Raw genomic sequence first — 19865 nt, 5'->3', positions numbered from 1 at the left:
TGGCGCCGTGCTTGGCTAGGAACTGTGACTGACACGAACAAAGCCTAAGATCAGGAGGCCGCCCGGATGGCGAAGATTACCTATATCGAACATAACGGCACCGAACATGTCGTCGAGGTCGCCAACGGTCTGACCGTGATGGAAGGCGCGCGCGACAACAATATCCCCGGCATCGAGGCCGATTGCGGCGGCGCCTGCGCCTGTTCGACCTGCCACGTCTATGTCGATCCGGCCTGGGTCGAAAAACTGCCCGCGAAGGACGACATGGAAGAGGACATGCTGGATTTCGCGTTCGAGCCCGACGCCGAACGCTCGCGCCTGACCTGCCAGATCAAGGTGACCGACGCGCTGGACGGTCTGGTCGTCCATATGCCCGAAAAGCAGATCTGATGCGGGGCAGGGCGAGGCGACAGCGGATGCACCGGATCGCCGCCCTGCCTTTGCTGCTGTGGGCCGCCTTGCAGGCGGCCCCGGCTGCGGCCGAGATCACCTCGGCCCGTTATCTGGACCCCACCACACGCTATGCCCATGGGGTGTTCGGCGATACCGAGGAATGGGGCGCGTTGCGGATGCGCCTGTCCGATGGCCGCGCCCTGCGCGTGACGCTGCCCGATACCCACGTTTTCGAAGATAACTCGCCGCGACTGATCGACGTGGATGGCGACGGCGATGCCGAGGTGGTGGTGATCGAAACCGACATTGCGCGCGGCGCCTCGCTGGCTGTCTATGACGAGACCGGCAAGATCGCCGCGACCCCGCATATCGGCCGGACCCATCGCTGGCTTGCGCCGCTGGGCGGTGCCGACCTGGATGGCGACGGATCTGTCGAACTGGCCTATATCGACCGCCCGCACCTGGCGCGTGTGCTGCGGGTCTGGCGGTTCCGCGATGGCGCGTTGCGCGAGGTCGCCACTCTGAAAGGTCTGACCAATCACCGGCTGGGCGATGCGGAAATCGGCGGCGGCTTCCGCGATTGCGGGCAGGGACCCGAGATCGTCACCGCCGATGCCGATTGGCGGCGGGTGATGGCGGTGCGGTTGGAAAACGGGCATTTGAGCGCGCGTTCCATCGGCCGCTACGAAGGTCCCGAAAGCTTCACACAGGCGCTGAACTGCGCGAACTGACCCCGTTCAGCCCCGGCCGCTATTGACCACGTGGTCGCCACCAATTGCGCCCAGCGACTGGAACAGCCCGGCGGTATTGGCGGCGCGGAATTTCTTCAACAGGCGCGACCGGTGCACCTCGACCGTGCGGTGCGACATGCCCAGGGTGATGGCGATTTCCTTGCTGGTCTTGCCCTCGCTGATCAGCGAAAACACCTCGCGCTCGCGCCGGGTCAGCGGCTGGTAGGGGCGGCTATCCGACAGGTCCGACAAGGTCCAGACCGCGCGGCGCAGCGGCTCGTCGGGGGTGAAGCTGTGGCCTCGCACCCGGCACCAGAACAATTCGCCATTCTTGCGCATCATCACCCGTTCGTCCCAATAGGGGCTTTGTTCGCTCAGCTCCTTCACGCCGCGATTGCGGATGTTCACGAACTCTTCCTGGGTGGGGTACAGGATGGCGAAGCTGGTATCGCGCAATTCGTCCTGCTCATAGCCGAACATCTGCGCGAAGGCCGGGTTGCAGTCGCGGATCACCCGGCTTTCGGTCACCACCAGCCCGATCGGCGCATATTCGACGATCAGCTTGGTGAAATCGCCGCTTTCGTAAGCCTGTTCTTCCAGGTCTGCCATTTTTTCGAGCTGCTCCGGGTGATTGGGGATTGCAAGCCCGGGCATGATAGGGGCGCGAAAGGCCCGGCGCAAATGTTCTGTCGCGCCGGGCGGGCTGGGGTCAAAGCGCGCGCCAGCCGATATCGCGGCGGCAGAAGCCTTCGGGCCAGTCGATCCGGTCGACCATCGCATAGGCGCGATCCGCGGCTTCCTTGAGCGTCGCGCCGCGCGCGGTGACGTTCAGCACCCGGCCGCCGGTGGCGATGATTTGGCCGTCCTTTTCGCCGGTCCCGGCGTGGAAGCACATTTCAGAACTGGTTTCGGGTAGGGTATCGAGCCCCTTGATCACGCTGCCCTTCACATAGTCGCCGGGGTAGCCCTTGGCGGCCATCACCACGGTCATCGCGTGATCGTCGGCCCAGTTCACCTGGGCGTCCGCCAGACGGCCCTCGGCGCAGGCCTGCATCAGGTCGAGCGCCTGCGCGCCCAGCCGCAGCATCAGAACCTGGCATTCCGGGTCGCCGAAACGCACGTTGTATTCCACCAGCCGCGGCTGACCGTCCTTGATCATCAGCCCGGCGTAAAGAACGCCCTGATAGGGCGTGCCGCGATCCACCATCGCCTTCATGGTGGGCTTGATGATTTCCTCCATCGCCTTCTCGGCGATCTCGTCCGACAGCACCGGGGCGGGGGAATAGGCGCCCATGCCGCCGGTGTTCAGCCCGGTGTCGCCCTCGCCGACGCGCTTGTGATCCTGCGCGGTGCCGATGGGCAGGCAGGTTTCGCCATCCACCAGGATGAAATAGGAGGCTTCTTCACCTTCCATGAATTCCTCGATCACCACCTCGGCCCCGGCGGAGCCGAATTCGCCGCCGAACATGTCGTCGATGGCGGCCAGCGCGGTGTCTTCGTCCATCGCCACGATCACGCCCTTGCCGGCGGCCAGCCCGTCGGCCTTGACCACGATCGGCGCGCCCTGTTCACGGATATAGGCCTTGGCAGCCTCTGCATCGGTGAAATGGCCGTAACCGGCGGTGGGCGCCTTGGCAGCGTCGCAGATCTCCTTGGTGAAGCTTTTCGAGGCTTCCAGCTTCGCCGCTTCCTCGGACGGGCCGAAGACCAGGAACCCGGCATCGCGCAGCCGGTCGGCCACGCCCGCGGCCAGCGGCGCTTCGGGGCCGACGATGACGAAGTCGATCGCGTTTTCCTCGCAGAAATTCACCACGGCCGCGCCGTTCAGGATGTCCAGATCGGCGCAGTCGGCAATCGCGGCGATGCCCGCATTGCCCGGCGCCACGATCAGCTTGTCGCATTTCGGGTTCTGCAGAACCGCCCAGGCCAGCGCATGTTCGCGCCCGCCGCCGCCGAGGATGAGAATGTTCATGAGCCTGACTCCGCTTGGCCTTCCGTTGGCGGCGTTCTAAGGTGGGTTGAGGCAGGAAACAAGTGAAGCAGGCCGATCCACCATGTCCGATCTGATCGACGATCCCCGCGAAGGCGAAAACGCGCCCGAATTCAGCGTCACCGAACTGTCCGGCGCGATCAAGCGGATGATCGAGGGCGAATTCGCCCATGTCCGGGTGCGTGGAGAGGTGGGGCGCGTGTCGCGGCCGCGGTCTGGCCATATCTATCTGGACCTCAAGGATGACCGGTCGGTGATCGCCGGGGTGATCTGGAAGGGGGTCGCGTCACGCTTGACCACCCAACCCGAGGAAGGGATGGAAATGGTGGCGACCGGGCGGCTGACCACCTTCCCGGGCCAGTCCAAGTACCAGATCGTGATCGAGGATCTGAAACCGGCGGGCATGGGCGCGCTGATGGCGATGCTGGAAAAGCGCAAGCAGATGCTGGCCGCCGAAGGTCTGTTCGCCCCCGAACGCAAACAGGAACTGCCCTACCTGCCCGAAGTGATCGGCGTCGTCACCTCGCCCTCGGGCGCGGTGATCCGCGACATCCTGCACCGGCTGCGCGACCGTTTCCCGCGCAAGGTGCTGATCTGGCCGGTGGCGGTGCAGGGCGAAAAATGCGCCGCCGAAGTCGCCCGCGCCATCGCGGGCTTCAACGCTTTGACCCCGGGCGGCGCGCTGCCGCGCCCGGATCTTCTGATCGTGGCGCGCGGCGGTGGCTCGATCGAGGATCTGTGGGGCTTCAACGAGGAAATCGTCGCCCGCGCGGCGGCGGCGTCGGAAATTCCGCTGATCTCGGCGGTGGGGCATGAAACCGACACCACGCTGATCGATTTCGTATCCGACATGCGCGCACCGACGCCGACGGCAGCGGCCGAACTGGCGGTACCGGTGCGGCTGGAACTGCTGGGCTGGCTCGACCAGCAGAACGCGCGGCTGACCCGGGCGCTGACCCAGGGCGTGACGCAGCGCGGCCAGCGGCTGCGTGACCTGTCGCGTGCCCTGCCGCGCGCCGACACGCTGCTGGAAAGCCCGCGCCAGCGGCTCGACAGCTGGGGCGAACGCCTGCCGCAGGCGCTGATCCGCTCGGTGCAGATGCGCCAGGTGAAGCTGTCGGATATCCGCGGCGGGCTGCGCCCGGCCAACCTGACCCGCCGGATCGAGCATGAAAAACGCGCCCTGTCGGCGCTGTCGCCCCGCCTGGCGGCAGGTCTCCAGCGCGGGGTCGAGGCCAAGCGCGAAGCTTTGGGCCGCAGGGCCGACCGGCTGAAAATCGAACCGCTGCAGCGCGACCTCGCGCGCAAGGGCGACGATTTCGCCCGCCTGGCGCAACGCTTGTCGGATGCCGGCCAGCGCCAGCTCACGACCTGGCAGGGCCAGGTCGAGGCGCTGGACCGCTTGCGCGAAACCCTGGGCTACAAGGCGACGTTGAAACGCGGTTACGCGGTAGTGCGCGGCGATGGCGACGTGGTCACCAGCAAGAAGGCGGCGGCAAAGGCCGAGGCGCTGGAAATCGAATTCGCCGACGGCCGCCTGACGCTCGGCGCCAAGCCCGCGAAAACCCAGCCCAAAACCAAGCCGAAACCGCCCGAACAGGGCAGCCTGTTCTGACCGTTTCTTCTTGGTGAAAATACTCACGGGGGGAATTGGCCGCAGGCCAAGGGGGGCAGTCAGCCCCCTAAACGCCCAACGCCGCCAAGCGCTTATCCATCACCCGCCGCCACAGCCCGGGCCACAAGGCGATCACCGCCATCACCGGCAGCGAATGCGGCAGCACCGGCATTTCGGGGGATAGCCGCAGCGCCGGGTAATGCCGCGACGGGTGCATGTGGTGATCGGAATGGCGCGGCGCGTTCAGCATCATCGCGCTGGAATACCAATGCGGCGTGTTCCAGCTGTGCTCGGGGCCCACCGGCACCGGCTTGCCGTTTTCACGTATCGCGCGGCGCAGCCCGTAATGCTGCACGTAATCGGACAGCAGCAACTGGATCTGCGCATATCCCGCCATCCCGATCAGCGCCGCAAAGCCCCCCGGGCCAAAGGCGAGGGCGGCAAGCGTCATCGTCAGAACCGCCCCGCCGACATAGTGCAGGTAAGGATGGGACAGGAGGGACGACCGCCGCGCGCGCGTGCGGCGGGCGTTTTCGGCGTGCAAACCGGCGCGGAAGGCGCCGGTCCAGCCGCGTCGTGTGAAACGCCAGAACCCTTCGCCTTGTCTGGCCGAACTGGGATCGGTATCGGTGCCGACATGGGTGTGATGCACTAAACGGTGCGCAGACACGTGATGGCCGATCAGCAGGGTGATATAGACCATCTTGCCCAGCCCCGACAGCCAGCGGTTGCCGCGATGGATCAGCTCATGCGCGTTGGGATGCGCGATCTGGCCGAAGAACAGCCCGAAGCCCACCAGCAGCCCGGCGCGTTCCCACACCGTGAAACCGCTGTCGCCACCCACTGCCCAGACCGCCAGCGCCAGCATCGGCAGGTGCAGCAGCGCCAGCACGACCGACAGCCCGTCGCCTGCGGGAAATTCGGCATCAGGGCGTGCCTCGGCCGCCTTGTGCCCCAGCCGGTCCATCAGGAAGGTGAACAAAGTGATGAACAGGACCGCGATCGCCACCCAAGCCCCGCCGCGAGATGCCGAAAGGATCAGCAGCAGGGCCGGTGTCAGCGTGGCGAGGGTGAACAGGAACATCGGGCGATCCGGGCAGGGGCGATACTGGGGCGATTTGCGCCAGCCTATCGCCTCGCACCGGGGGCGGCAATCGCCCCGGCACCCCGCTCAGACCCCGACATCGGGGCCCAGGCACAGCATCGGGTCGTCGGATTTGTTCACCTCGTAGAGAACCGTCTGATCCGGATCGCCTGCGAAGCGCGCGATCAGCCCGCCTGGGCTTTGAAAGAAGCTCCAGCAATGCGGATCGGGGCTGTCGTCATAGACGAAGCAGATCAGTTCGCCGTCCTGATACCAATGGCCATCCTTGCATTTGCCGTCGAGGAAGGACCAGCGCACCTGCTGGTCGTCGAGATATTCCTCGCCGCCATAGGGGCTGTCGCCATCGCCGTAATAGAAGGTCTTCCCGCGCGTGTAGGCGTCGAATTCCAGGCCGGACATCGCGTCCTGCGCCAACGCGGGCATGGCGGAAAAAAGCAGTGGCACAATCCATTTCATGCCGCCATCCTGCGCAACAAACGCGCGCAGGCCAAGTCACAATTGCGCGGGCGGCGCGATAACGGGGGCGAACAGGGGCGACATATGATCCACGGCATCCATCCTGTCTATCTGCTGATCGGCGCGGGGCTTTCCGCGCTCTACCTCGCCTGGTTCTGCCATCGGGGGCCGAGCCTGCTGAAAACACTGGTCAAGACCGGGGCGGTGGCGGTGCCTGCCGTCGGGATCGGGCTGGCGGGGGCGCCGGGATGGGCGCTGGCGGGGCTCTGGGCCTGCGCGGCGGGCGATTTCCTGCTGTCGCGGCCGGGCGAAAACTGGCTCAAGGCCGGGATCGGCGCCTTTGCCGTCGGGCACATTCTCTATGTCGTCGCCTTCGCGGTGCAGTTCGGCCCTCACTTCGGCGGTGACGCGCTGGCCTGGGCGGTGCCGTTGGCGCTGATCGGGCTGGGCTTATCGACAGAATTCTGGCTGGCCCCGCGCACCGGCGGGCTGAAGATCCCGGTGCGGTTCTACGTGGTGCTGATCATGACGATGGGGGCGATGGCGGCGCAGCTGCCGATTCCCCGGGCCACGATCCTGGCCGGCGCATTGAGCTTCATCCTGTCCGATTTGATCCTTTCGGTGGAACTTTTCGTGATTTCGGGGGGCATCTTCGGCAGGATCGCGCCGTTCCTGATCTGGTTCTTTTACTACGCCGCGCAAGTCCTTTTATTCATGGGATTCCTTGGCTGAAAATACATGCCCTCCCACAGGGTTTTCCACAGCCCCATCCCCAAGGAAATAAGGGGCGGGGCTTCCAATGGCGTGGCAGAGTGGCTAGGTCATTCGAAAGACTTACGGAATCCCCTTCATGTCCTTCTTTGGAAAACTCAAGCAGCGGCTGACCAAATCCTCGTCCCGGATCGAGGAGGGGCTGGATTCCATCGTCGAGGAAGGTGGCGAGGTCGAAGAGACCGTCGCGGAACCCGAAGAGGTCACTGCGCCCGAGCCTGCCGCGCCTGAACCGGCCCCCAAGCCTGATGCTGAACCGGAGCCTGCGCCCGCAGTGGAAGCCGAGCCGGAACCGGAAGCGGCCCCCGCCGCGCCCGAGCCGGTCGAGCCTGAACCCACACCCGAACCCGCCAAGTCTGAGCCGGTCGTGGAAACACCGCAACCGGCGGCCAAGCCCGGCTTGCTGGGCCGGATCATGGGCCGCAAGGAGGCCAAGCCGGTCGTCCGCCGGGTGCTCGACGACGACATGCTGGAGCAGCTTGAGGAGCTGCTGATCGCCTCGGACATGGGGGTCGACACCGCGCTGCGCGTCACCGCCAATATCGCCGAGGGCCGTTTCGGCCGCAAATTGTCGGTCGAGGAAATCAAGCGGCTCTTGTCCGACGAAATCACCCGGATCATGGAAAACGTGGCGAAACCGCTGCCGATCTACCCCAAGAAACCGCAGGTGGTTTTGGTCGTCGGTGTCAACGGATCGGGTAAGACCACCACCATCGGCAAGCTGGCCAGCCAGTTCAAGGCGGCGGGCAAATCGGTGGTGATCGCCGCCGGTGACACGTTCCGCGCCGCCGCGGTCGAACAATTGCAGGTCTGGGGCGACCGCGCCGGGGTTCCGGTGCTGACCGCGCCGGAAGGATCTGACCCGGCCAGCCTCGCCTTCGACGCGATGACCAAGGCCGAGGCCGAGGGCGCAGACCTTTTGCTGATCGACACCGCCGGGCGGCTGCAGAACCGCGCCGACCTGATGGAGGAACTCGCCAAGATCGTGCGGGTGATCCGCAAGAAAGACGAAACCGCGCCGCACAACACGCTGCTGGTGCTGGACGCGACCACCGGCCAGAACGCGCTGAGCCAGGTCGAGACGTTCCAGAAACTGGCCGATGTATCGGGCCTGGTGATGACCAAGCTCGACGGCACCGCCAAGGGCGGCGTGCTGGTGGCGCTGGCCGACAAGTTCGGCCTGCCGATCCATGCGATCGGCGTGGGCGAGCAGATCGACGATCTGCAAGCCTTTGACCCTGAAGAATTTGCAAAGGCGCTGACTGGTCTTGATGATTGAGATTCACGACACACTGAGAAACGAATACGGTTGGGATATCGTGGCGGTCCATGCGGCCGTGGACGAGGTGATGGAAACCTCGCGGCTGAGCTATCCCTATCTCGGCGACGACAACTGGACCGATGACCGGATTCTCTATTCCGAATGCATCGTCACCGATGGCGACGAAGTGGTCGGCGCCGGGCGGCTGATCTGGGACGCGGAGCGCGAAAACGCCCTGCCTCGGATTCAGGATTTCTGCCTGCTGCGCGCCTATCGCAGCGACTTCGTGATCTCGTCGATGATTTCGGTGCTGATCGACGGTTATGCCGAAGAGGCCGAGGGCGGCACCACCGTCCTGGCCCATGACGGCAGCGAAATCGACATTTCCGAGCGCGTCGAAAGGCTGCGCGACATCGCCAGGGGCCAGTTCGAACCGCGGGTGATATGACCGCCTGGCTGACCGGGCTGGAAGGTACCGAGGCCGGTCATCAGTTGGCCCTGATCCTGGCCCTGTCGGCGGCGTTCCTGCATGCGGTGTTCGGCGCGCTGCAGAAGGGGCGGCACGATCCCTGGATGTCGCGCGGTGCGATCGATTTCAGCTATGCGGCGATGGCCGCGCCCTTCGCCTTGTTCGTTGTGCCCTGGCCCGAGCCGCATATGTGGCCGATCTTCGCCACCGCCTTCGTCATCCATACGACGTACAAATTCCTGCAGGCCTTCGCCTATTCCAAGGGTGCCTATACGGTCGTCTATCCGGTGGTGCGCGGCACGGGGCCGCTTTTCGCCGTCATCGGCGCCTATATGCTGTTCGGGGAAACCTTTACAGGTGTGCAATGGCTGGGGGTGGCGGTGCTGCTGGCGGGGATTTTCGGGCTGGCGGTCTATAACCTGATCTATCTGGAACTGAACCGCGACACGCTGGTCATCGCGCTGATGCTGGCGGTGGCGACCGGGCTTTTCGTGGCCTGCTACACCACCTACGACGCCTATGGCATCCGCGCCACCGCCGATCCGTTCACCTTCCTGGCCTGGTTTTTTCTGTTCGACGGGCTGGTGATGCCGCCCATCGCGGCGCTGCGCTGGCGCGGCATGGCGAACCGGCCCAGCCTGGGGCCCCTGATGGCGCGCGGCGTCGTGGGGGCGGTGGTGGCGTTTCTCAGCTTCGGGTCGATCATGCTGGCCACGCGGCTTGACAAGGTGGGCGAGGCTGCTGTTCTGAGAGAAACCTCGACCGTTTTCGCGGCGCTGATCGGCTGGCTGGTGCTGAAGGAAACCGTGGGCCCGCGCCGGATCGCGCTGATGGGCTTGATCGCGGCGGGCGCGGTCATAGTTGAGGTAGGAGGCTGACAGGAGGCACCATGGCTGAAAAGACGATCAATCCGCTGCTGAAATCGGGTCTGGAATACGGGCCCATCGTGGCGTTCTTCGCGGCCTATATTCTGCTGAAGGACCGGGTGTTCACCTTCGGCGGCACCGAATACGAAGGCTTCATCGCGGTGACGGCCGGGTTCGTGCCGCTGATGATCCTCAGCACGCTGGCGCTGTGGCGGCTGACCGGGCATCTGTCGAAGATGCAGGTGGTGACGCTGGTGCTGGTGGTGGTGTTCGGCGGGCTGTCGGTCTGGCTGAACGATCCCCGCTTCTTCAAGATGAAGCCGACGCTGATCTACCTGTTCTTCGCCGGGGCCTTGGGGTTCGGGCTGCTGCGCGGGCACAGCTATCTCGAGTCGCTGATGGACGCGCATCTGCCGTTGAGCAAGGAAGGCTGGCTGGTGCTGACCCGGCGGCTGGTGGTTTTCTTCCTCGGCCTTGCAGTACTCAACGAATTCATCTGGCGCACCCAGAGCGAAGAGGCTTGGGTCTATTTCAAGACCTTCGGGCTGACCGCGGCGGTGTTCCTGTTCTTCATGAGCCAGGGATCGGTGTTCCGCAAATACGGCGTCAGCAAAGAGGACGACGAGGGGTAAGGGGGCGAATTCGGCCCCCTCTCTCAACCCTTCTGCCCGAACAGCACCTTCTGCGCGTCCTTGTTGTCCTGCAGCTTGGCGCGTTTTTCGGCGGCCACGGCGCGGCCTTTCTGAACGCCCGGCCGTGCGCTCAGCTGATCCAGCCAACGCTTCAGGTTGGGCTTGTCGTCCAGGGTCTGCTGCTGGCCTTCCCACAGCGACGCCCAGGGCCAGATCGCCATGTCAGCGATGGAATAGAAATCCCCCGCCGCGTATTCATGCTTGCCCAATTGCGTATCCAGCACCCGGTAGAGCCGGGCGACCTCGTTCCTGTACCGGTCCTTGGCATAGGGCAGGTCGTTGGGCGGTTCCATCGAGGGTGCGTATTTCAGGAAATGATGCGCCTGTCCCGCCATCGGGCCGACCCCGCCCATCTGCCACATCAGCCACTGATCCACCGCCACCCGGTCGCGTTCGGTTTCGCCGTAAAACCGGCCGGTCTTGCGCGCCAGGTATTGCAGGATCGCGCCGGATTCGAAGATCGAAATCGGGTCGCCGCCGGGTCCGTCGGGATCGACGATCGCGGGCATCCGGTTGTTGGGGGCGATTTTCAGGAATTCGGGGTCGAATTGTTCGCCCGCGCCGATATTCACCAGGTGCAGGTTATAGGGCAGCTCCATCTCCTCGAGGGCGATGGTGATTTTCCAGCCGTTCGGCGTCGGCCAGTAATAAAGTTCGATCGGGTCGGTCATGTCGCGCGTTCCTTGTCAGATCGCACTCATGATGGGGCTTTCCCGGCCAGTGGCAAGGGCAGGGCAAGATCGGGCAGGGCAAAAAGCCGTGACCAGCGGCGGCTTGGGGTTTCGGGCAGCATCGCCTGCAAGGCGCCCAGCGGGAAGGCATGCGCGTCGCGCAGCAGCGCGCTGTACAGCCCGAACGCCCCGTCGCGCAGGTAGAAGGACCAGTGGCAGACGCGGCGTTCGGGCGGCGCGACTTGGACCCCGCGCCGGGCGAAGGTCATCAGCGTGGCGGGATCGTCCAGTTGCAGCGTCAGCGTGTTGCAGGTGCCCGGCGCCTTTGCCCCCAGCGTGGTGTCGCCGCGCTCCGGCCGGGCCACCAGCCGTTCAAGCAGGAAATCGTACAGGTCGTTTTCCCGGCTGGTCACGTTGATCAACTCGGCGCTGCGCCCGGCCGGCGTGGTCATCGCCGCCAGCGCGGTCGAATGGTATTCCGCGCCGCCCAGCAGCAGCATCCGGTTCACGCTGTGCGCGGGCAGGTGGGTCAGCGCCGAAAGCACCACCCGCGCGCCCATCGAATGGGCGATGGCGTGGATCGGCCGGTCCGGGGCGTGGTGGCGCAGGGTGGCGATCACCTCGGCCAGCGCCTCGCCCGCCTGCGCGGCGCGGCGATAAGCCTGCCAGATCGTGCCGGTGCCCTGCCAGCCGAAGGCGATGCCCAGGCCCTCGTCGTGCGCGCCGCGGCCAAAGCCCAGCCCGGCGGGCCAGCTTTGCGCCTTCCAGCAGGCGACGGCGGGGGTCAGCGACAGGATATGCCGGTGCGGGCAGTCGTCATCGGCACCCGGCGCGAATTTGAACCCGTGCACCATCACGATGACCGGGCCGGTCCCCTGAGCGAGGTCTTGCAGTACCGGTTGCAGCCTGTACCCGGCGCCGTGCAGCCGTGGCCCGGTATCGGTCGCGTTGATCCGTAGAATGGGCATTCCCCGAACCCTCTACTTCTGCTCGATGCGGCTTGTTTAGGCCAAGCCTGCAAAGCCCGTGTGAATGCCGGGTTACAGAATGGTGACGGTTGACGGACCATGCGCAGAGGCGTATCAGCGGGCGCATGTGGCGATTTGTTACCGGATTGCGGGCCACGTTAAACATTCCGCTAAAAGGTCAGGATGAAAGGCCCCTTTCGCTTGACCGCGACGGGGCTTTTTTATTTGGCGCGACAGGCGCCGGAGGATGACAGATGAGCGATGGTTGGAAAAAGCGCACCGAGCTGGTCCATGGCGGCACCCGCCGCAGCCAGTATAACGAGGTGAGCGAGGCGATTTTCCTGACGCAGGGCTTCGTCTACGACACGGCTGAACAGGCCGAGGCGCGGTTCCAGAAGGCGGGCGAGGATGAATTCATCTATGCCCGCTACGGCAACCCGACCATGGCGATGTTCGAGGACCGGATTTCCGGCTACCTGGGATACGAGGATGCCTTTGCCTGCGCATCCGGCATGGCGGCGGTGAACGGCGCGCTGACCGCTTTGCTGAAATCGGGCGATCACGTCGTCGCGGCGCGGGCGCTGTTCGGGTCGTGCCTGTATATTCTCGAAGACATCCTTGGCCGCTTCGGGGTCGAGGTGACGCTGGTCGATGGCACCGACAACGAAGCTTGGGCGGCAGCGATCCGGCCCGACACGCGTCTGGTGTTCCTGGAATCGATTTCCAACCCGACGCTGGAAGTGATCGACCTGAAACATGTCTGCGACCTGGCCCATGCCAATGGCGCGCTGGTGCTGGTCGACGACGCGATGGCGACGCCGGTGTTTTCCTATGCCCGGGCCTGCGGTGCCGACATTTCCATCGTGTCGACCACCAAGCATGTGGACGGGCAGGGGCGGATGCTGGGCGGTGTGATCTGCGGCTCGAAGGAGCTGATCCGCGGACCGATCGAGACCTATATCAAGCATACCGGCGGGGCGATGAACCCGTTCACCGCCTGGACCCATCTGAAGGCGCTGGAAACGCTGGAACTGCGGGTGCGGGCGCAGGCGGCGGCGGCCGAACAGATCGCCGAGGCGCTGTCGGGCCATGCCAAGCTGAACGCCGTGCGCTACCCGACCCATGCGGCCCATCCGCAGCATGAGCTGGCGCGGCGCCAGGCCCCGGCGGGCGGCACCGTCGTGACCTTCGAGGTAAAGGGCGGCAAGGCGGCCTGTTTCCGCTTCCTCAACGCGTTGGAGATCGTGACGATTTCCAACAACTTCGCCGATGCCAAGTCGATCGCCACCCATCCCGCCACCACCACCCATCAGCGCCTGCCGCAGGAGCAGAAGGACACCTTGGGCATTTCCGACGGACTGGTGCGGTTCTCGGTCGGGCTGGAAGACCCCGAGGACCTGATCGCGGACCTGAAACAGGCGCTGGACAAGGCGTAAGCGGGGCGATGCGCGTTTCCGGGGTCGCGTGTCCCGGAATGCGTTTTTCCGGTAAAAAACGTCGGGATTTGGAAATCCCCGGTTTCGGTCCTAAATTAGCAATGCGACCAGCATGCGCAGGAGGGGCAAAATGAATGTCCATACCGCTGAAATCGATGCCATGACCCGCCGGAAAGAGGCGGAAGAGGCCCTGGCCCGGTTGCGGGATTGGGCCGTACAGGCCACGCCCGAGGAAATCGCCGATCTCGATCCGGCGATTTCGCGGCTGCTGCCGGATGCCGTTTTGGCAAATTACCCGGCGCTGCGGCGCGAATATCCCGAGGAATTCGAGGTCGACGGCGAGTACAAGGACAGCCTGCCCGATCTGCAGAACGGCCCGGCCAGCCTGATCCGCGGCGCCAAGCGGGTGATCCAGCATGTCGGCATTTCCAATTTCCGCCTGCCGATCCGGTTCCACCGGCGCGACGCGTCGGACCTGACGCTGGAAACCAGCGTCACCGGCACCGTCAGCCTGGAAGCGGAAAAGAAGGGCATCAACATGTCCCGCATCATGCGGTCCTTCTACAAGCACGCCGAAAAGACCTTCAGCTTCGAGGTGATCGACGCGGCGCTGGAAGATTACAAGGCCGACCTGGACAGTTTCGACGCGCGTATCCAGATGCGGTTTTCCTATCCGGTGAAGCTGCCGTCGCTGCGGTCTGGGCTGGAAGGTTTCCAGTATTACGACATCGCGCTGGAACTGATCGAAACCGCCGGGACGCGGAAAAAGATCATGCATCTCGATTACGTCTATTCCTCGACCTGCCCCTGTTCGCTGGAACTCAGCGAACACGCGCGGCAGTTCCGCGGCCAGCTGGCGACGCCGCATTCGCAGCGGTCCGTGGCGCGGATTTCGGTCGAGGCGCGGCCGGGCGCGATCCTGTGGTTCGAAGACCTGATCGACATGGCGCGCACCGCGGTGCCGACCGAAACCCAGGTGATGGTCAAGCGCGAGGACGAACAGGCCTTTGCCGAGCTGAACGCGGCCAACCCGATCTTCGTCGAGGATGCCACGCGGCTGTTCGCGCAGCAATTGGAAGACGATCCGCGCGTCGGCGATTTCCGCATCGTGGCCAGCCATCAGGAAAGCCTGCACAGCCATGACGCGGTGTCCATCCTGACCGAGGGCGACACGTTTTCGTCTGAAAGCATCGATCCGAAACTGTTCAACACGCTCTACCACGTCGGCTGATCGCGCGCGTGAGCGCCTAAATTGCATGCAAAAAGGCGTGTCGGGGCGTCCGCGCGCCCTTTTGGCGGGCGGAATCGTTTGGCCGGGGCCCGTTTGGTCGCGCAGACTTGGGGGAAAACGCCTTCATCTTGCCGTAACGCAAGCCTGATAGGCGGATTCCCAAGTCACACGCTTTGTTCCAGAGAGGATAGAAGATGATCCATGTCATGAATCCCTATCAAATGTCGGTCGCCATGTTCCGCCTGACGTCGCTCGGGCTGGAATTTCAGACGCAGATGATGAAGACGCTGACGCAAATGGCGATGGCCCCGCTGGCCGGTATGGCGCAGGACGAAGACGAGGCCGAAGCGGCGCCGGCGCAGGCAACCGCCACCGCCCGCAAGGCCACGAAACCCGCGAGCCGGTCGCGCGGGGCGACGAAAGCCAGCGCCACGCGGGCACGCAAGACGCGCAAGCCCTCGGCCCCGCCGGCCATGCCCGAACCGGCAAGCCAAGCCAGCGCGACCGAAGAAGGCGAGGCGACGAACAATATGCCGGTCTGAGCGGAATTTCTGCACTGCCGCATTTTGCGGGGGAATTTTTCTGCGTTGCAGCAGATGCAGGGCCGCTATTCAGAAACGGAAATAGTCATGTCAGCTAGGTTTACCTATATTGAGTGCCAAGGGGAGGAACCATTGAAGCAAACGAGGGTTCCAAAATGGCAACGCAAGCAACGAATATTCATGGCCTAGCTGGCCGCAACGAAGGTTTTTGGGCAGGCATCGCGACCGGGCTCAACAACTACATGAACCGCAAATCGCGTATCGATCAGGTCCAGAAGCTGGAAGCGAAGAGTGACGCAGAACTGGCCGCAATGGGCCTGAAGCGCGACGACATCACCCGCTACGTGTTCCGCGACATGTTCTATATCTGATCGGATCAGATACCCGATCCGACCTTATTTAAAACCCGCGCCATCCGGTATGGCGCGGGTTTTAGCATTTCAGGGGCCGGTTGCGGCTCCGCTCAGCCCGACATCATCCATAGCGCAACCCCGGCCAGGATCAGGCCGAAACCGGTGTTGAGCCGGCGCGCGCTGGTCTGGCTTCGAAACAAAGCCGCGATCCGGTTGCCGATCGCGGTCCATGTCAGGAACGCCACCAGGTTGTTGAGCGTGAAGACGGTGGCGATCCAGCCCACCACGGCGATGCCCTGCGGCCGCGTCAGGTCCAGGAACTGCGAAAACATCAGGATGATGATCGCATAGGCCTTGGGATTGAGCACCAGCAGGATCACCCCGTCGGCGAAACTGGCCGGTCGCGCGGCACCGTCCGCCTCGATCGCCCCGGCGCGGAAGAACCGCCAGGCGAGATACAGCACATAGGCGGAGCCGGCCCATTTGAGCCAGACGAAGACCGCCGGAAACCGTTCCAGTGCAGCGGCGAAGCCCAGCCCGATGGCAACGGTGATGATCCAGGTCGCGATATGATAGCCTACATGGGCGGGCAGGGTTGCGCGCAGGCCGAAGCGGGCGCCGTTGGCGGCGAAGAACATGTTCCCCGGCCCGGGGCTGTAGGCGAGGGGGAACAGGAAAACGATCAAAGCAACCGTCAGGTCGATCATGGCATACCTCGGATGGTCTTTCGCCGGTGTAGCCACTGGTGTCGCCTTGTGCCGATCCGTTTCCTGCGCAAACCGGTTCATTGCATGCAGATGCATCGGTTGGCGCTGTGTCGCAGGGGCGCGCCCATCCCGCCCCGGGTGGCGCGGGCCAAGACGGCTTGACAGCCCGGCCCGCCCACGCCATCGCTGCTGTCATGTTTGATCTGAGACCCGTCGGATATGTGATCGGCCTGCTGGTGGCGGCGCTTGGATTGACCATGCTGCCGCCGATGCTGGTCGATATCGCCGAAGGCCGCGACCACTGGCGCAACTTCGCGGAAAGCGCTTTGCTGACGGTGCTGACCGGCGGGCTGATCGCGCTGGCCTGCCAGAACGGCACCCGCGAGGGGCTGTCGATCCAGCAGACCTTCATCCTGACCACCGGCGTCTGGCTGGCCCTGCCGATGTTCGGCGCGCTGCCCTTCATGCTGGGCGAAACCGACGCCCGCCCGGTGGATGCGTTTTTCGAGGCGATGTCGGGGCTGACCACCACCGGGGCCACCGTTCTCACCGGGCTCGACACGATGCCCAAGGGGTTGCTTTTGTGGCGCGGCATCCTGCAATGGCTGGGCGGCATCGGCATCATCGTGGTGGCGATGGTGTTCCTGCCCGAATTGCGGGTGGGCGGGATGCAGATCTTCCGTTCCGAAAGCTTCGACACGATGGGCAAGATCCTGCCCCGCGCGACCGAGATCGCGTCGCAGATTTCGGTGATCTACGTGGCGCTGACGGCGCTGTGCCTGCTGACCTATATGGGGCTGGGGATGGAAACCTTTGATGCCACGGTGCATGCGCTGACCACCATTTCCACCGGCGGGTTTTCCACCCGCGATGCGTCCTTCGCGGCGTTTTCGGGGCCGCTGGAATATGTCGCCGCCGTCTTCATGGTGCTGGCCGCGCTGCCCTTCGTGCGCTACGTGCAGATGGTCAACGGCCACCGCACCGCGCTGCTGAAGGACCGGCAGGTCTATGGCTTCCTGTTGGTCATCGCCGTGCTGATCGGCTTCACCACCGTCGTGCTGCTGGCGGTGTTCCCGCATCACTGGGAAAAATCCTTCCGCGAGGCGGTGTTCAACATCACCTCGATCATCACCGGCACCGGCTATGCCAGCGCCGATTACATGGGCTGGGGCAACCTGCTGATCACGCTGTTCTTCTTCACCGGGCTGATCGGTGGCTGCGCGGGGTCGACCGCCTGTTCGGTGAAGATCTTCCGCTACCAGATCCTGCTGGCCTCGATCCGGGCGCAGCTGCGCAAGACCCGTTCGCCCAGCGGCATGTTCGTGCCGCGCTATGCCGGGCGCAAGATCGACGACGACGTGCTGAATTCGGTGATGTCGTTCTTCGTGTTCTTCATGGTGACGCTGGGACTGGTGTCGGTGGGGCTGGCAATGACGGGGCTGGATTTCATCACCTCGGTGTCCGGCGCGGCCTCGGCACTGGCCAATATCGGGCCGGGCTTGGGCGATACGATCGGGCCGGCGGGCAATTTTTCCGAACTGAACGACGGCGCCAAATGGCTGCTGTCGGGGGCGATGCTGATCGGGCGGCTGGAGCTGCTGGCGGTCTACGCGATGCTGACCGTGGCGTTCTGGCGGGCCTGATCCCGGGCCGGGCTGAGCGCCGGGCAAAGAAAAACCGGCGCCGCAGCGCCGGTTTCGTCTCTCTAGATTGTCGCTTGGATCATTCCCAGCAATTGACCAGAACGGTCATGCCGCTGGCCTTGTCGGTCAGGTCCTCGGGGTCCATTTGATCCAGCGTGTCGGTGGCGGTGGGCGTCAGGCCCAGTTCCGACAGCAGGCCGCCGATGCTGGCCGCGTCCAGCACGAAGCTGACATCTTCGGGCAGTTGCTTGCCGCCCGCAGCCTTGGGCAGCAGCATCCCCATCACCGCGCCGCCAGCGTCGAAGACCGGGCCGCCGACATCGCCGGGCAGGGCGGTCAGGGTCAGCCGCGCCAGTTCCTCTTCGCCCGACAGCCCGCGCAGATCGGCCAGGGTGCCATAGGTCAGCGTCGGCGCGCCCAGGATGCCGCCATAGGAATAGCCCGCCACGGCCACATCCGATTGTAGCCGCGGGTCGGCCAGCTGCAGTTCGGCCACCTGCACCGGCGCCAGCGCCGTTTTGGGTTTCAGCACCGCCACGCCAAGCGCGTCGTTCTGGCCTGCGATTTCGGCCTCGATCCCGTCTTCCAGGGTGATCCGGCTGCATTGCTGCACCGCTTCGATCGTGGTGACCACGGTGCCGCTGCTGTCGACGAAGAAGCCCGAGCGCGACACGCGCGGCTTGCGGATTTCCAGCCCCGACAGCAGGTCGACGCTTTGCTCGGCCTCGCCGCCGGCGGCGGGGCTCATCACGCGCGAGGTGCGGGTGAAGCTTTCCTGCATCTGGCCAAGGATACGCTTGCGGCGTTCCTCGTCCCCGGCGGGCCAGACCAGGGTGAAGCCCTTGATCTGCCCGTCTTTCAGGCTGACCTGGGTATGCGACACCATGCTGGCGCTTTCGCCGATCAGCATGAAACTGTCATCCTTGCGCTGGCGCGGACCGTCGAGCGGCACGATTTCCAGCGTCTGCATGATGTCGTAAAGCCCGAACAGCGTCTTCTGATCGCCCGCCTGGCTGATCAGCACCACCTTGGCAGGGATGTCGCCGGTGGCGTCGTAATGGGCGAACGGGGCCTCGTAACGGCTGAACGCGACCACACCCATCGGCAGTTTCATGTCGATGCCCGCCTCGCGGTCGCGCACCATCTGCATGTCCATGCCTTCCAGCACCGCGTTGTACTGACGGGCCAGTTCGGCGCGCTGGCGGGTGGTCAGAACGCCGGTGGCTTCGTAGCCGTAGGCTTCCTGCCAGGACGACATCGACGCGCGGGTGCCGCGGCCGAAGGCGCCGTCGATGGCCGAGTCGTAGAACCCCGCCCATTGCAGCATTTCCTGCAGCTGCATGCGTTCTTCCTTGCTCAGTGCCGCTTCGCTGCGGCGCGCCTCGGCGGGGCTTTCATCGGGCAGCTGAACGATCGAGGGCTGAATCGGTTCCTCGATCTGGACGGTTTCCTGCATGGTGTCCTGCGGCGGGGTGACCGCCTCGGCCTGGGCCAGCATGTCGCTTCCCACCGGCCAGAATTGCCGCTGGTAGTTCGACGCGAAGGCGATGTAGCTGTCTTGCGGGATCTTGCCCTCGGCGCGCAGCACGTCGAGAACCTGTTCGGCATCGGCGCGCCCGTAGGGGCCGAGCGTGATCGCGTACCAGCCGCCGGGCATCGAGAAACCGTTCACGTCTTCCAGCGACGCGGCGTAATCGCGTATCCGGTCCTGCGCGGTGGCCAAATTCGGTTGTGCTTCGATTTGAACCCAGACCAAATCCTGCTGGGCGACGGCCGCACGGGCCATCATCGTCACTGCAAAAAAGAGCGAAACCAATAATTTCATCATAAGCGGTACAATCCTTACCTGTCGCGGTATCCTCACCTCAGCTTTTGTTTTATCAAAATCACAGGGGGTTGCACCCAAAATATGCGCCAAGGTGCAATTGACCCCGCCGTGTGTGGGCCGTAGTTAGGGCCAGCGAT

21 protein-coding genes and 1 riboswitch are annotated in these 19865 nt (G+C 64.5%); of the genes, 13 read left to right on the top strand and 8 right to left on the bottom strand.

All coding sequences use genetic code 11. The annotated features are described in order from the left end of the window. Positions 1 to 66: 66 nt before the first annotated feature. Positions 67 to 390 (top strand): 2Fe-2S iron-sulfur cluster-binding protein, encoded by a 324-nt coding sequence (locus GR167_RS05490; RefSeq protein ID WP_160972421.1) that lies wholly within the window; start codon positions 67 to 69, stop codon positions 388 to 390. Positions 391 to 416: 26 nt separating this feature from the next. Further along, the gene (locus GR167_RS05485; RefSeq protein WP_160972420.1) at positions 417 to 1124 is read left to right on the top strand and encodes an FG-GAP repeat domain-containing protein; all 708 of its coding nucleotides are present in this window, start codon (positions 417 to 419) and stop codon (positions 1122 to 1124) included. Between the two features lie 6 nt (positions 1125 to 1130). On the opposite strand, the gene GR167_RS05480 is transcribed toward GR167_RS05485, so the two are convergent. Both GR167_RS05480 and purD read right to left on the bottom strand, forming a co-directional pair. Further along, positions 1131 to 1733: a LuxR C-terminal-related transcriptional regulator gene (locus tag GR167_RS05480; protein WP_160972419.1), complete on the bottom strand. Its 603-nt coding sequence runs from the start codon at positions 1731 to 1733 to the stop codon at positions 1131 to 1133. 100 nt (positions 1734 to 1833) lie between these two features. Next, on the bottom strand, positions 1834 to 3096 hold the full coding sequence (purD, locus tag GR167_RS05475; RefSeq protein ID WP_160972418.1) for a phosphoribosylamine--glycine ligase: 1263 nt from the start codon (positions 3094 to 3096) through the stop codon (positions 1834 to 1836). 82 nt (positions 3097 to 3178) lie between these two features. On the opposite strand from purD, the gene xseA reads away from it, so the two are divergent. Next, on the top strand, positions 3179 to 4729 hold the full coding sequence (gene xseA, locus GR167_RS05470) for an exodeoxyribonuclease VII large subunit (protein ID WP_160972417.1): 1551 nt from the start codon (positions 3179 to 3181) through the stop codon (positions 4727 to 4729). 67 nt (positions 4730 to 4796) lie between these two features. Here xseA and GR167_RS05465 read toward each other — a convergent pair whose 3' ends face one another. Together GR167_RS05465 and GR167_RS05460 are read right to left on the bottom strand one after the other, a co-directional pair. Continuing rightward, positions 4797 to 5813 carry an alkane 1-monooxygenase gene (locus tag GR167_RS05465; protein WP_160972416.1) on the bottom strand — a complete coding sequence of 339 codons (1017 nt, stop codon included), beginning with the start codon at positions 5811 to 5813 and terminating at the stop codon, positions 4797 to 4799. Positions 5814 to 5900: 87 nt separating this feature from the next. After that, positions 5901 to 6290, bottom strand: coding sequence for a hypothetical protein (locus GR167_RS05460; protein WP_160972415.1), 390 nt, complete (start codon positions 6288 to 6290; stop codon positions 5901 to 5903). An 84-nt stretch (positions 6291 to 6374) separates the two neighbouring features. Between GR167_RS05460 and GR167_RS05455 the strand changes: the two genes are divergently transcribed. The 5 genes from GR167_RS05455 (at position 6375) to GR167_RS05435 (ending at position 10289) form a co-directional block, all read left to right on the top strand. Beyond that, on the top strand, positions 6375 to 7022 hold the full coding sequence (locus GR167_RS05455; RefSeq protein WP_160972414.1) for a lysoplasmalogenase family protein: 648 nt from the start codon (positions 6375 to 6377) through the stop codon (positions 7020 to 7022). A 118-nt stretch (positions 7023 to 7140) separates the two neighbouring features. Beyond that, entirely contained in the window at positions 7141 to 8340 is a 1200-nt protein-coding gene (ftsY, locus tag GR167_RS05450) for a signal recognition particle-docking protein FtsY (protein WP_160972413.1), read from the top strand. Beyond that, the gene (locus GR167_RS05445) at positions 8333 to 8770 is read left to right on the top strand and encodes a hypothetical protein (protein ID WP_160972412.1); all 438 of its coding nucleotides are present in this window, start codon (positions 8333 to 8335) and stop codon (positions 8768 to 8770) included. Before ftsY ends, GR167_RS05445 begins: the two co-directional genes overlap by 8 nt. Further along, the gene (locus GR167_RS05440) at positions 8767 to 9669 is read left to right on the top strand and encodes an EamA family transporter (protein WP_160972411.1); all 903 of its coding nucleotides are present in this window, start codon (positions 8767 to 8769) and stop codon (positions 9667 to 9669) included. Before GR167_RS05445 ends, GR167_RS05440 begins: the two co-directional genes overlap by 4 nt. Before the next feature lie 11 nt (positions 9670 to 9680). Beyond that, positions 9681 to 10289: an inner membrane-spanning protein YciB gene (locus tag GR167_RS05435; RefSeq protein WP_160972410.1), complete on the top strand. Its 609-nt coding sequence runs from the start codon at positions 9681 to 9683 to the stop codon at positions 10287 to 10289. A 23-nt stretch (positions 10290 to 10312) separates the two neighbouring features. On the opposite strand, the gene GR167_RS05430 is transcribed toward GR167_RS05435, so the two are convergent. Both GR167_RS05430 and GR167_RS05425 read right to left on the bottom strand, forming a co-directional pair. Then, a complete protein-coding gene (locus GR167_RS05430; protein WP_160972409.1) occupies positions 10313 to 11020 on the bottom strand; it encodes a glutathione S-transferase family protein in 708 nt (235 codons plus the stop codon). 26 nt (positions 11021 to 11046) lie between these two features. Next, positions 11047 to 11988, bottom strand: coding sequence for a DUF726 domain-containing protein (locus tag GR167_RS05425; protein WP_160972408.1), 942 nt, complete (start codon positions 11986 to 11988; stop codon positions 11047 to 11049). Between the two features lie 117 nt (positions 11989 to 12105). Next, positions 12106 to 12182, top strand: a riboswitch (SAM riboswitch). Between the two features lie 60 nt (positions 12183 to 12242). Between GR167_RS05425 and GR167_RS05420 the strand changes: the two genes are divergently transcribed. The 4 genes from GR167_RS05420 (at position 12243) to GR167_RS05405 (ending at position 15568) form a co-directional block, all read left to right on the top strand. After that, positions 12243 to 13424, top strand: coding sequence for an aminotransferase class I/II-fold pyridoxal phosphate-dependent enzyme (locus GR167_RS05420; RefSeq protein WP_160972407.1), 1182 nt, complete (start codon positions 12243 to 12245; stop codon positions 13422 to 13424). Positions 13425 to 13554: 130 nt separating this feature from the next. Continuing rightward, on the top strand, positions 13555 to 14655 hold the full coding sequence (gene folE2 / locus GR167_RS05415) for a GTP cyclohydrolase FolE2 (RefSeq protein ID WP_160972406.1): 1101 nt from the start codon (positions 13555 to 13557) through the stop codon (positions 14653 to 14655). Between the two features lie 194 nt (positions 14656 to 14849). After that, positions 14850 to 15197, top strand: coding sequence for a hypothetical protein (locus tag GR167_RS05410; RefSeq protein WP_160972405.1), 348 nt, complete (start codon positions 14850 to 14852; stop codon positions 15195 to 15197). Positions 15198 to 15352: 155 nt separating this feature from the next. After that, a complete protein-coding gene (locus GR167_RS05405; RefSeq protein ID WP_160972404.1) occupies positions 15353 to 15568 on the top strand; it encodes a hypothetical protein in 216 nt (71 codons plus the stop codon). 92 nt (positions 15569 to 15660) lie between these two features. Here GR167_RS05405 and GR167_RS05400 read toward each other — a convergent pair whose 3' ends face one another. Further along, positions 15661 to 16257: a LysE family translocator gene (locus GR167_RS05400; RefSeq protein ID WP_160972403.1), complete on the bottom strand. Its 597-nt coding sequence runs from the start codon at positions 16255 to 16257 to the stop codon at positions 15661 to 15663. A gap of 194 nt (positions 16258 to 16451) precedes the next feature. Between GR167_RS05400 and GR167_RS05395 the strand changes: the two genes are divergently transcribed. Continuing rightward, on the top strand, positions 16452 to 17900 hold the full coding sequence (locus tag GR167_RS05395) for a TrkH family potassium uptake protein (protein ID WP_160972402.1): 1449 nt from the start codon (positions 16452 to 16454) through the stop codon (positions 17898 to 17900). 79 nt (positions 17901 to 17979) lie between these two features. Here GR167_RS05395 and GR167_RS05390 read toward each other — a convergent pair whose 3' ends face one another. Then, positions 17980 to 19623, bottom strand: a complete 1644-nt coding sequence (locus GR167_RS05390; RefSeq protein WP_306419553.1) for a serine protease — start codon at positions 19621 to 19623, stop codon at positions 17980 to 17982. Positions 19624 to 19865 lie beyond the last annotated feature (242 nt).

The sequence above is a fragment of the Thalassovita mangrovi genome (genome assembly GCF_009857745.1).
Lineage (GTDB): Bacteria > Pseudomonadota > Alphaproteobacteria > Rhodobacterales > Rhodobacteraceae > Thalassobius > Thalassobius mangrovi.
This window is presented reverse-complemented; position numbering and strand designations above follow the sequence as displayed.